This window comes from Streptomyces sp. NPDC032161 (assembly GCF_040636995.1).
Lineage (GTDB): Bacteria > Actinomycetota > Actinomycetes > Streptomycetales > Streptomycetaceae > Streptomyces.
The window spans coordinates 16,788-28,796 of record NZ_JBEZVN010000005.1 but is presented as its reverse complement, the minus strand read 5'-3'; the positions used below and the strand labels follow the sequence as shown (position 1 = coordinate 28,796).

At 71.1% G+C, this 12,009-nt stretch carries 12 protein-coding genes; 9 read left to right on the top strand and 3 right to left on the bottom strand.

Annotation, left to right across the window (positions count from 1 at the left end):
- The first annotated feature begins 7 nt into the window (after positions 1-7).
- The 6 genes from AB0E67_RS14410 to pssA all read left to right on the top strand — a co-directional run bounded on the left by AB0E67_RS14410 (position 8) and on the right by pssA (position 6,470).
- On the top strand, positions 8-2,020 hold the full coding sequence (locus AB0E67_RS14410; RefSeq protein WP_362025669.1) for a protein meaA: 2,013 nt from the start codon (positions 8-10) through the stop codon (positions 2,018-2,020).
- The gene (locus tag AB0E67_RS14405) at positions 2,017-3,036 is read left to right on the top strand and encodes a CoA ester lyase (protein WP_362025666.1); all 1,020 of its coding nucleotides are present in this window, start codon (positions 2,017-2,019) and stop codon (positions 3,034-3,036) included. Before AB0E67_RS14410 ends, AB0E67_RS14405 begins: the two co-directional genes overlap by 4 nt.
- Before the next feature lies 1 nt (position 3,037).
- Complete coding sequence (locus AB0E67_RS14400) at positions 3,038-3,589, top strand: MaoC family dehydratase (protein WP_362025663.1); 552 nt, start codon at positions 3,038-3,040, stop codon at positions 3,587-3,589.
- Positions 3,590-3,591: 2 nt separating this feature from the next.
- Entirely contained in the window at positions 3,592-4,797 is a 1,206-nt protein-coding gene (locus AB0E67_RS14395; RefSeq protein ID WP_362025660.1) for an acyl-CoA dehydrogenase family protein, read from the top strand.
- Between the two features lie 181 nt (positions 4,798-4,978).
- Positions 4,979-5,626: a phosphatidylserine decarboxylase gene (locus AB0E67_RS14390; RefSeq protein WP_335937954.1), complete on the top strand. Its 648-nt coding sequence runs from the start codon at positions 4,979-4,981 to the stop codon at positions 5,624-5,626.
- Positions 5,627-5,648: 22 nt separating this feature from the next.
- Positions 5,649-6,470 (top strand): CDP-diacylglycerol--serine O-phosphatidyltransferase, encoded by an 822-nt coding sequence (gene pssA, locus AB0E67_RS14385; RefSeq protein ID WP_351520120.1) that lies wholly within the window; start codon positions 5,649-5,651, stop codon positions 6,468-6,470.
- Positions 6,471-6,597: 127 nt separating this feature from the next.
- Here pssA and AB0E67_RS14380 read toward each other — a convergent pair whose 3' ends face one another.
- A complete protein-coding gene (locus tag AB0E67_RS14380) occupies positions 6,598-7,278 on the bottom strand; it encodes a TetR/AcrR family transcriptional regulator C-terminal domain-containing protein (RefSeq protein ID WP_362025657.1) in 681 nt (226 codons plus the stop codon).
- A 91-nt stretch (positions 7,279-7,369) separates the two neighbouring features.
- On the opposite strand from AB0E67_RS14380, the gene AB0E67_RS14375 reads away from it, so the two are divergent.
- A complete protein-coding gene (locus AB0E67_RS14375) occupies positions 7,370-7,765 on the top strand; it encodes a hypothetical protein (protein ID WP_362025654.1) in 396 nt (131 codons plus the stop codon).
- A 172-nt stretch (positions 7,766-7,937) separates the two neighbouring features.
- On the opposite strand, the gene AB0E67_RS14370 is transcribed toward AB0E67_RS14375, so the two are convergent.
- Positions 7,938-8,948, bottom strand: a complete 1,011-nt coding sequence (locus AB0E67_RS14370; protein WP_362026441.1) for a zinc-binding alcohol dehydrogenase family protein — start codon at positions 8,946-8,948, stop codon at positions 7,938-7,940.
- Between the two features lie 303 nt (positions 8,949-9,251).
- Between AB0E67_RS14370 and AB0E67_RS14365 the strand changes: the two genes are divergently transcribed.
- A complete protein-coding gene (locus AB0E67_RS14365) occupies positions 9,252-9,920 on the top strand; it encodes an SRPBCC family protein (protein WP_362025651.1) in 669 nt (222 codons plus the stop codon).
- Between the two features lie 314 nt (positions 9,921-10,234).
- On the opposite strand, the gene AB0E67_RS14360 is transcribed toward AB0E67_RS14365, so the two are convergent.
- On the bottom strand, positions 10,235-11,350 hold the full coding sequence (locus tag AB0E67_RS14360; RefSeq protein ID WP_362025648.1) for a glycerate kinase: 1,116 nt from the start codon (positions 11,348-11,350) through the stop codon (positions 10,235-10,237).
- 130 nt (positions 11,351-11,480) lie between these two features.
- Between AB0E67_RS14360 and AB0E67_RS14355 the strand changes: the two genes are divergently transcribed.
- Complete coding sequence (locus AB0E67_RS14355) at positions 11,481-11,975, top strand: NUDIX hydrolase (protein ID WP_362025645.1); 495 nt, start codon at positions 11,481-11,483, stop codon at positions 11,973-11,975.
- Positions 11,976-12,009: the final 34 nt, after the last annotated feature.

Sequence of the window (12,009 nt, the reverse complement as noted above, 5' to 3'; positions counted from 1 at the left end):
GCCCCCGATGAGCGAACGTCAGAAGGACCGCCCATGGCTCATGCGGACGTACGCCGGCCACTCCACCGCCGAGGCGTCCAACGAGCTCTACCGGCGCAATCTCGCCAAGGGCCAGACCGGCCTGTCCGTCGCCTTCGACCTGCCGACCCAGACCGGCTACGACCCCGATCACGTCCTCGCCCGCGGCGAGGTCGGCCGGGTCGGCGTGCCCGTGTCGCACCTCGGTGACATGCGACGGCTGTTCCAGGACATCCCCCTGGAGCGGATGAACACCTCGATGACGATCAACGCCACCGCGATGTGGCTGCTGGCGCTCTACCAGGTGGTCGCGGAGGAACAGGGCGCCGACATCACCGGGCTCCAGGGCACCACGCAGAACGACATCGTGAAGGAGTACCTCTCGCGCGGGACGCACGTCTTCCCGCCCGGTCCCTCGCTGCGGCTGACCACCGACATGATCACGTACACGGTCAACCACATCCCGAAGTGGAACCCGATCAACATTTGCAGCTACCACCTCCAGGAGGCCGGGGCCACCCCGGTCCAGGAGATCGCGTACGCCATGTCGACGGCGATCGCGGTGCTGGACGCCGTACGGGACTCCGGGCAGGTGCCGGAGGAGAAGTTCGGCGACGTGGTCGCGCGGATCTCGTTCTTCGTGAACGCGGGCGTCCGCTTCATCGAGGAGATGTGCAAGATGCGCGCCTTCGGCCGCATCTGGGACCGCGTCACCCGCGAGCGGTACGGCGTGGAGAACCCGAAGCAGCGCCGGTTCCGCTACGGCGTCCAGGTCAACTCGCTCGGGCTGACCGAGGCGCAGCCGGAGAACAACGTCCAGCGGATCGTCCTGGAGATGCTGGCCGTCACCCTGTCCAAGGACGCCCGCGCCCGGGCCGTCCAACTGCCCGCGTGGAACGAGGCGCTGGGTCTCCCCCGGCCCTGGGACCAGCAGTGGTCGCTGCGCATCCAGCAGGTGCTGGCCCACGAGAGCGATCTGCTGGAGTACGAGGACATCTTCGCCGGGTCGCACGTCGTCGAGGCCAAGGTGGACGAGCTGGTCACCGCGTCGCTGGCCGAGATGGGCCGGATCCAGGAGATGGGCGGCGCCATGGCGGCCGTCGAGTCCGGCTATCTGAAGTCCGAGCTCGTCGCCTCGCACGCCGCCCGCAGGGCCCGGATCGAGAACGGCGAGGAGAAGATCGTCGGCGTCAACGTCCACGAGACCACGGAGCCGAACCCGCTCACCGCGGACCTCGACGGCGCGATCATGACGGTCGACCCGGCCAACGAGGCCAAGGTCGTCGCCGCCCTGCACGCTTGGCGCGACAACCGGGACGAGGCGCGCGCCACTGACGCGCTGGCCGCGCTGAAGAAGGCCGCCGCGGGCCGCGAGAACCTGATGACGGCGACCGTGGAGTGCGCCCGCGCGGGCGTCACCACCGGGGAATGGGCCTGGGCGCTGCGTGACGTCTTCGGCGAGTTCCGGGCCCCGACGGGCGTCTCGTCGGCCCCCGTGGCGGTGGCCGCGGAGCCCGGCACTCCGCTCGCCCTGGTCCGGGAGAAGGTCGCCCGGACGGCGGCCGATCTGGGCACCGGGCGACTGCGGCTGCTGGTCGGCAAGCCGGGTCTGGACGGGCACTCCAACGGAGCCGAGCAGATCGCCGTGCGGGCCCGTGACGCCGGGTTCGAGGTGGTCTACCAGGGGATCAGGCTGACGCCCGAGCAGATCGTGTCGGCCGCCCTCGCCGAGGACGTGCACTGCGTCGGCCTGTCGATCCTGTCCGGTTCGCACGCGGAGCTCGTACCGGACGTGCTGGCCCGGCTGCGCGAGGCCGGCGCCTCGGACATCCCGGTCATCGCGGGCGGGATCATTCCGCCCGCCGACGCCGCTGCCCTGGTGGGGGCCGGTGTCGCCGCCGTCTTCACCCCGAAGGACTTCGGCATCACGGAGATCATCGGCCGTATCGTCGACGAGATCCGGAAAGCGAACAAGCTCGACCCTCTGGAGGTCCCCGCATGACTGCCGTCAACCGCCCGCCCGTCTCCCACCACCACCCTCAGGCGACGCCCCTGCGGGACGGCGCCTCCCGTCTGCGTCCGCGCCGTTCGTGCCTGGCCGTGCCCGGCTCGAACCCCCGGTTCCTGGAGAAGGCCCAGGGCCTCCCGGCCGACCAGGTCTTCCTGGACCTGGAGGACGCGTGCGCGCCGCTCGCCAAGGAGGGCGCCCGGCACACCATCGTCGACGCGCTGAACAAGGGCGACTGGACGGGCAAGACCCGGGTCGTGCGGGTCAACGACTGGACCACGCACTGGACGTACCGCGACGTCGTCACGGTCGTCGAGGGCGCCGGCCAGAATCTCGACTGCCTCATGCTGCCGAAGGTCCAGGACGCCCAGCAGATCGTCGCCCTCGATCTGCTGCTGACCCAGATCGAGAAGACGATGGGCTTCGAGGTCGGGCGGATCGGCATCGAGGCGCAGATCGAGAACGCCAGGGGTCTGGTGAACATCGACGAGATCGCCGCCGCCTCGCCGCGGCTGGAGACGCTGATCTTCGGCCCGGCCGACTTCATGGCGTCGATCAACATGAAGACCCTGGTCGTCGGGCAGCAGCCGCCCGGGTACGACGCGGACGCGTACCACTACATCCTGATGCGCATCCTGATGGCGGCCCGTGCGCACGACCTCCAGGCGATCGACGGCCCCTTCCTCCAGATCCGTGACGTGGACGCGTACCGCGAGGTCGCCGGCCGTGCCGCGGCGCTGGGCTTCGACGGCAAGTGGGTGCTCCACCCGGGTCAGGTCGATGCGGCCAACGAGGTGTTCTCGCCTTCGCAGGAGGACTACGACCACGCGGAGCTGATCCTCGACGCGTACGAGTGGTGCACCTCCGAGGAGGGCGGCAAGAAGGGCTCGGCGATGCTCGGCGACGAGATGATCGACGAGGCGAGCCGCAAGATGGCCCTGGTCGTCGCCGGAAAGGGGCGCGCGGCCGGTCTGCGTCGCACTTCCAAGTTCGAGGCTCCGGAGGCCTGAGATGCAGTTCGGACGCACCTTCGAGGAGTTCGAGGTCGGCGCGGTCTACAAGCACTGGCCCGGGAAGACGGTCACCGAGTACGACGACCACCTCTTCTGTCTGCTGACCATGAATCACCACCCGCTGCACATGGACAGCAATTACGCGGAGCGGACGACTGATTTCGGGAAGAACGTCGTCGTCGGCAATTACGTCTACTCGCTGCTGCTCGGCATGTCGGTCCCGGACGTCTCCGGAAAGGCGATCGCCAATCTGGAGATCGAGTCGCTGAAGCACGTCGCGCCGACCTTCCACGGCGACACGATCTACGGCGAGACGACCGTTCTGGACAAGACCCCCTCGAAGTCCCGCAGCGACCGCGGAATCGTGTACGTGGAGACCCGGGGATACAAGCAGGACGGAACGCTGGTCTGCGTGTTCCGCCGCAAGGTGATGGTCCCCACGGAGACGTACATCAAGGAGCGCGGCGGCGAGCAGCCCGGCCGCCCCGAGCCGCTCCCGGCCCCGCAGAAGTCCTCCCCGAAGCCCTCGCAGAAGAACGTGGAGAAGTAGCCATGACGCGACTCGCCCAGACCTCCGGTCTCACCGATGTCCAGCAGGAGATCGTCTCCACGGTCCGGGATTTCGTCGACAAGGAGATCATTCCGGTAGCGACCGGTCTGGAACACCGCGACGAGTACCCGACCGAGATCGTCGAGGGACTCAAGGAACTCGGTCTGTTCGGGCTGATGATTCCCGAGGAGTACGGGGGTCTGGGCGAGTCGTTGCTCACGTACGCGCTGTGCGTGGAGGAGCTCGCCCGGGGCTGGATGAGCGTGTCGGGCATCATCAACACACATTTCATCGTGGCGTACATGCTCAAGCAGCACGGCACCCAGGAACAGAAGGACGCCTTTCTCCCGCGCATGGCCCTGGGCGAGGTCAGGGGCGCGTTCTCGATGTCCGAGCCGGGACTGGGCTCGGACGTGTCGGCGATCACCTCCAAGGGCGTCCGGGACGGCGGGGAATACGTCCTCGACGGCCAGAAGATGTGGCTGACGAACGGCGGTACGTCCACGCTCGTGGCCGTCCTCTGCCGGAGTGACGAAGGCCACCCCGAGGGCACCGCCCCGCACAAGTCGATGACAACGTTCCTGGTCGAGAAGGAGCCCGGATTCGGCGAGGTACGTCCGGGACTCACCATTCCCGGCAAAATCGACAAAATGGGCTACAAGGGCGTCGACACCACCGAACTCATCATGGACGGACTGCGAATTCCGGCCAACCGGGTCCTGGGCGGCACCACCGGCCGGGGTTTTTACCAAATGATGGACGGCGTCGAGGTCGGCCGGGTGAATGTGGCCGCCCGTGGCTGTGGCGTCGCACAGCGTGCGTTCGAGCTGGGTGTTTCGTACGCCCAGCAGCGCCAGACGTTCGGGAAGCCGATCGCTCAGCACCAGGCCATCCAGTTCAAGCTGGCCGAAATGGCCACCAAGGTGGAGGCCGCCCATGCCATGATGGTGAATGCGGCTCGCAAAAAGGACTCCGGGGAGCGAAACGACCTGGAGGCAGGGATGGCGAAGTACCTCGCCTCCGAGTACTGCAAGGAAGTCGTCGAGGACGCCTTCCGTATCCACGGCGGCTACGGCTTCTCGAAGGAGTACGAGATCGAGCGCCTCTACCGGGAGGCCCCGATGCTGCTGATCGGCGAAGGTACCGCCGAGATCCAGAAAATGATCATTGGGCGCCGACTCCTCGAGGAGTACCGGTTCCAGGGTTGATTGTCCCTTTAAAGCCGATTTGGCAGCGAAGAAGATCACACCCTGTCATCCTCAGCCGGTGCCTTCCCGCCGTCCGACTCGGCTGCTGGCTTGCCCAGTTGCGGCTCGCAACCGATAACATCGCCGGAAAAGCCGCCGTCCCCCGTTGCCAGCGCGGCATCATCCGCTACGAAGGTCATCCATGCCCGACAGCCAAACCTCTGCACCGCGCGGCGGTGTCCGCCTTGCACGCGGAGCTTCGCCGTGGCTCCTCCCGACCGTCGCCACCGCGGCGCTCAGCCTCACCCGGGCCCGCAGGTCCGGGCGCTGGGCCGCGGTGGCCGTGCCCACCACCGCGCTCGCGGCGGGCATGCTGTGGTTCTTCCGGGACCCCGAGCGCGAGATCACGCAGGGCCGGGTCATCTCCCCGGCCGACGGCGTGGTGCAGAGCATCATGCCGTGGAAGGACGGACGTACCCGCGTCGCGATCTTCATGAGCCCGCTGAACGTCCATGTGAACCGCGCGCCCCTGGCCGGCACCGTGACCTCCGTCGAGCACGTCCCCGGCGGCTTCGTTCCCGCTTTCAACAAGGAGAGCGAGAACAACGAGCGCGTGGTCTGGCACTTCGACACCGAGCTCGGCGACATCGAGATGGTGCAGATCGCGGGCGCGGTCGCACGTCGTATCGTCCCCTACGTCCCGCAGGGTACAAAGGTGGAACAGGGCGAGCGCATCGGTCTGATCCGCTTCGGCTCCCGCGTCGACCTCTACCTGCCGGAGGGTGTCGAGGTCGCGGTCGAGGTCGGCCAGGCCACTACCGCGGGGGTGACTCGAATTGACCGTGATTGATCCTGAGACCCGGACCGGCTGGGTGCCGGAGTCGGAGTCCGAGGAGGACGCCGGCGAGGACATGCCGCTCTCTCTGCGGCTGTCGATAGCGGACACCCTCACGCTGGGCAACGCCACGTGCGGCTTCATGGCGGTGTACTTCACCACCACCGGAATCCTCATTCCGCACCTCACGGGCAGCGACGAGAGCGGCATGGCGCGGCACTCCGCGGCCACTGCCGTGATCCTGATGCTCCTGGCCGCGGTGTTCGACCTCTTCGACGGGCTCGTGGCCCGCAAGCTGCGTTCCTCGCCGATGGGTGCCGAACTGGACAACCTCTCGGACCTGATCAGCTTCGGGCTCGCCCCGGCGTACTTCGTCCTCGTGTACGGCATGGTCGCGGACGACGCGCACCAGCGGGTGTCGGCGCTGGCGGCGATCGTGGTGCTGCTGGCGGTGGTGCTCAGACTCGCCAGATTCTCCTGCGTGACCATGAAGGACGGCATGTTCCAGGGCATGCCGAGTCCCTTCGGAGCGCTCACGGTCGTCTCGATCGTGCTCCTGGAGCTGCCCTTCGTGCCGACGCTCCTCGCGATCGTCGGGGTGGCGTGGCTGATGGTCAGCCGGGTCGAGTACCCGAAGCCGCGGGGCGTCCTCGCGGTGGCGATGCTCAGCTGGATCATCTCCGCGATGGGGCTCCTGGCCGCGTGGGCGCTGGACGCCCCCGGCGGGCAGCTGCTCCTGCAGACCGGCTGTGCGCTCCAGGTGGTCCTGGGCGCGGTCATCCCGCTCTTCGCGACGGCCCGGAGGGTGAACACCTTCCGCGACAACCGGCGCGAGGCACGGGCGGCCCAGCTGCCGTAACCGCAAGCGCGTGTGAGAGGGCCCGGGTGCTTCCCAGCACCCGGGCCCTCTCACATGTACGGCCGTGTTCCCCACGCCTGCGGCCCCGCGGTGCCCGAAGGCCCGGCGTACGCGGCGGTGGCGCGGCTCACGACGAGCGGACGGTGGCTTCGATGGCGAGGACGAGCACGGACAGCTCGTCGTCGAAGATCCGTCCGGGCGCCACGTCGCGCAGGTGGGGCGCGGCGGCGGCGAGCCGCGGATGATCGCCGGTCCGCTCGGCGAGAGCCAGGAGGTCCGCGGTGCGGTGCGGGTCCACGGGGTCGCCGCGCAGCTCGCGGTGGAGGCGGCCCAGGACCAGGTCGGCGAAGACCAGGTAGTGACGGGCCGCCTGCTCCTCGTCGAGGCCGGCGTCGGCCAGGACGTCCAGGGCGCTCTCCACCAGGTGCAGCGCCCCGGGTCCGACGTGCGCCCGCGTCATGTGGATGTCCAGGAGCCCCGGGTAGACGGCGAGCTCGCGGCGCATGGCCTCGGCGAGCCGCCTCAGCCTGTCCTGCCACGGCCCCTCTCCGAGGTCCGGCGGCTCGACGTCGTGCTCGGCGATGGCGTCCATGATGAGACCGACCAGCGCGTCCTTGTCCGGCACATGCCGGTACAGGGCCATCCTGGAGGCGCCGAGGTCGGACGCGAGCCGCCGGATCGTCAGGGCCCGCATGCCCTCGTTGCGCGCGATCTCCAGCCCCGCCGCCACGATCTGCGCGCGGCTCAGACTGCCCCATGCGCGGCGGCGCGGCACCTCGTCTTCTGCTTCGTCGCCGGAAGGACTCATGCGGAGAACCGTACTCGAGCAACTTGCGGACACATGTCCACAGAGTTAGGTTTGCCTAACCAAAGTACCTGTGTGGCATGGAGGGGAAATCATGCCTGTGGAATGGTCCGACTGGCCTCTGCTGGAGATCCACGCCGGGGAGCTGTCGCACGACGAGGCCCGCGCACTGGTGGTACGCACGCTGGACGAGGCGCTCGACCGCGCGGAACCCTTCGCGGCCATGGTGCGCATGCCGCCCGCCCCCGAGGAACGGGACACGCGCGGCGCGGTCGACCAGGTCCGGTCGGTCCGCGAGCTGCGCCCCCGGCTGGCCGAACGCTGTCGCGGCCTGGTGTTCCTGCTGTCCGCCGAGGAGCAGCAGCGGCACGCGAAGATGCTCAGGTCGGGCACGAAGGTGTGGGGCTGCTCGACCGCGGCGGCCGACGGTCCGGAGCTCGGCCGGGCATGGCTCCGCGGCCGGCTGGCCCCCGCGTCGGACGCGTCCTGATGTGGGCCGTCACGGAGCTCACCGCCCTGCCCTCGCCCTGACCGTGCGGCGCGGGTTCCGGGCCCACGCCGAGCACCGTCGGGGGCGGCGCCGACGGACTCGCCGGAGCGACCGTGCCCGCGCCGAACGGCTCCGACGACGGTGGCGGCGACGGCTGACGGGGCACGAGGTGTCAGCCGGGCACGAGCACCGCGGCCCCGCGCACCCGGTCGGCGGCCAGGTCGGCCAGGGCCCGGTCGGCCTCGCTCAGCGGGTACGGACTCACCGTGACCCGGATGCCGATGCGCCGGGCCAGGGCGAGGAACTCCCGACCGTCCTCACGCGTGTTGGACGTGACGCTGCGCAGGTCCCGCTCCTGGAAGAGATGGCGCTGGTAGTTCAGCACGGGGACGTCCGACAGGTGGATCCCGGCGATCGCGAGCGTTCCCGCCCTGTCCAGGGCCTCCAGCGCCACCGGCACCAGGTCGCCGACGGGTGCGAACAGGATCGCCGAGTCCAGCGGTTCCGGCGGACGGTCGTACGCGTCGCCCGCCGAGGCGGCTCCCAGCTCCAGCGCCAGGGCGCGGGCGCTCGCCGAGCGGGTCAGCACATGGACGGTGGCGCCCTCGGCGAGCGCCACCTGGGCCGCCAGGTGGGCCGAGGCGCCGAAGCCGTAGATGCCCAGCCGTCCGCCCTCGGGGAGCGCACTGCGCCGCAGGGAGCGGTATCCGATGATGCCCGCGCAGAGCAGCGGGGCGAGGTGGGCGGCGTCCTGGTCGTCGGGGAGCCCGTAGGCGAAGTCCTCCGGGACCACCGTGGTCTCGGCGAAGCCGCCGTCGGAGTCCCAGCCCGTGTAGACGGAGCGGGGACAGAGGTTCTCCCTCCCGGCCCGGCAGTACCGGCAGCTCCCGCACGTACCGCGCAGCCAGGCCCCGCCCACCCGGTCTCCGACGCGGAACCGGCCGGTCCCGTCTCCGGCCGCCACGACCCGGCCGACGATCTCGTGTCCGGGGACGGTGCCCGGCCGGTGCGGCGGGAGGTCGCCCTCGGCCAGATGGAGATCCGTACGGCAGACCCCGCACGCCTCCACGTCGAGCAGCAGCTCTCCCGGGCCGGGGACGGGTTCGGGGCGGCGCACACGTGCCAGGGGGCCGGTGCCGATCGGACCGGGTGTCCGGACGGCCCAGCCGCTCCGCTCGGCCATGGCGGGCCCGGGGACAGCCACACGTCCAGACTGCGGCGACCGGGGCGGAGCGGCAACCGGCCCGGGTTGCGCGTCGACCGGCCCGGGTGCGCGGCCCGCCGCCGTCCGCCACTACCAGACGTCCGGGCCGCATCGCGGGAAGCGCACCGGGCCACACGCGAGTCGAGGCGCCGGATTCACTCCATCGGTCGTGCGAGGGATGCGTGTGCCCGCGACGAGACGCAGGCTGATGGGCGACGGCACCGCGACGAGGGCTACCGGACGCCGAAGGTCGGGCGGACGGGCGCCGTAAGAGGTGGAGCCATGCCCCGTGTGTCTGCGCATGTCCATGTGTCCCGCCCCGCGGAGGAGATCTTCTCGTTCCTCCGGGATCCACGGAATCTGGCCGTGTGGTCGTCGAGCATAGACCAGGTGCTCGACGGCCCGTTCGCCACGGACCTCGGCGACCAATACCTCTGCAAGTTCCCCGGCAGGCGCCGGGCGCACCGCCTCACCTGCACCGCGAGCACTCCGGTCGAGTACCTGGCCTTCCGCGGCGCGCGGATGTGGACCCCGCTGGGCCGGCATTCGCCGGAACTGGAGTTCCACCTGAGCCCGAGCGGAAGGGGAACCCTGGTCCAGTTGTCGGTCAAGCCGCATCTGGACGGCGGCATGATCATCCTTGCCCCGTTCGTGACGATGGCGTGGCGTCGGGACCTGCCGGTGGAGCTGAGGTTCCTGGCGGACCTGCTCGGCGACGGCGAGCGGAGCGACGCGGACACCGAGCCGCACGACGCGCCCGTCGGACCGTCCGACACGGCCCTGGAGCCGTCCGACGCGGCCACGGCCACGGGCGCGGCAGGGTTCGAGCGGGAGGGCGCCGCACGGTTCGACGGACACACCGCCGCCGGATGGTTCGACGCGAACGCCCGCACCGGACGGATCGACACGGAGAGGGGGGACGGCCACGGCACGGCACCGGCCCCCGGTTGACCCGCGGAGGCCGGTGGTCCGGGAAGGGACCCGGGCCGGTGCCGAACGGGCCTCCTCGGCCGCGGAACGCGGGCGGGTACGCAACCGGGCCCGCGGGCGATGCCGCGACCGGCGAGGCCCGCGACGGCGCGAACGTCGGGAGGGGCGCCGGGTCGTGCCGGCGAACCGCCGCCCGTCGGCCGGGAGCCGGGCCTGCGGCGTCCGGCGCGTGCGAGCACGAGGCGGAGGATCGTTCCCGTACGAGAACGACTCCGACGACGCGGCGGGCGTGCGGACCAGGCGTCGACCGGCGGGCGGCGGTTCGCCGGCACGGCCTACCGCAGGAAGTCGCGCGCGATCGTCTCGGCCGCCCGTTCCAGCAGCGGTCCCGCCTGGGCCATGGAGACGGCCGGGTCCGGTTCGAGGTCCGCGAGCGCGTACGCCCGGCTGATGCCCGCGCCGTTCAGCGCCTCGGGCGTCAGCGCGAGCCGGCCGCAGACCGCCACGACCTCGACGCCCGCCGCGCGGGCGGCCGAGGCCACGCCCGCCGGGGCCTTGCCGTGCAGGGTCTGTTCGTCGAGCGACCCCTCACCGGTGATCACCAGGGTGGCCCGCGCCAGTGCGGGGGCGAAGCCGAGGACGTCGAGCATGACCTCGATGCCGGGGCGGAACCGGGCCCCGAGCGCGACCAGCGCCCCGTAACCGATGCCGCCCGCCGCACCCGCCCCGGGCAGCCCGGCGTGTTCCGGACCGAGGACGGACGCGTAGTGGGCGAGCGCGGCGTCCAGGACCGCGATGTCCTCCTCGGTGGCGCCCTTCTGCCGCCCGTAGACCTCGGGGGCTCCCTTGGGACCGGTCAGCGGGTTGTCCACGTCGCTGGCGAGGACCAGGTCCACATCGGCCAGGCGCGGGTCGAGGCCGGACAGGTCCGCCTCGGCGAGATCGGCGAGTCCGCCGCCACCGGGCCCGACGGGCTTGCCGTCCGCGTCCAGGAAGCGGGCCCCGAGCGCGGCCAGCATTCCCGCGCCGCCGTCCGTCGTCGCGCTGCCGCCCACACCGAACACGATCGTCCGGGCGCCCGCGTCGAGCGCGGCGGCCAGCAACTCGCCGGAACCGTACGTCGTGGCCGTCAGCGGGGCGAACACGCCCGCGGGAAGGTGCTGGAGGCCCGATGCCTCGGCCATCTCCACCACCGCGGTGGTGCCGCGCAGCGCGTACGCCGCCGTCACCGGCTCCCCGAGCGGCCCGGTCACCCGTGCCTCACGGCGCTCGAACCCGGCGGCCACCGCCGCCGCCACCGTGCCGTCGCCGCCGTCCGCCACCGGCAGGGTCTCGACCCGCACCCCGGGGACGACGCGCCGCAGCCCGGCCGTCACCCGGTCGGCGACCTGCACCGCCGTGAGCGAGCCCTTGAACTTGTCCGCCGCGACGAGCACGCTCGCGGTCTCCATCACTGCTCCGTCCGCCACCTTGAACCCCTTGCTTTTCGAACAGGCAGTCGCGCCGCACCGACCCTATCCGCAGCACATACCCGCTGCCCAGGGCCGTCCCGGGCCCGTACCGTGCGACTACGCTGCCCGCGTGACCACCACTGACTACGCCGCTTACATCGCGGGGCTGCCCCGGGTGCTGGCCGCCGCGGCCACCGTGTTCCGGGACGCCCGCGGCCGGGTACTGCTCGTCGAACCGAACTACCGCGAGGGCTGGGCGCTGCCCGGCGGAACCGTCGAGTCCGACGAGGGCGAGAGCCCCCGGCAGGCCGCACGACGCGAGACGTCCGAGGAGATCGGCCTCGACGTGCCGCCCGGGCGGCTCCTCGCGGTCGACTGGGCGCGCGGCCCGGGGCGTCCGCCGATCGCCGCGTACCTCTACGACGGCGGCGTGCTCGGGGAACGGGAGCTGAAGGAGATCCGGCTCCAGGAGGAGGAGCTGCTGTCCTGGGAGCTCGTCGAACGCGACGATCTCGACCACCACCTGCCCGCCGGTCTCGCCCTGCGCCTGAGGGCGGCGCTGGACGTGCTCGACTCGGGCGGCGGCGCGGCGGAGCTGGAGGACGGCCGTCCGGTGACCGGCTGACCCGCGGGGCTTGTCCTGACCGGCCGTCAGCCGG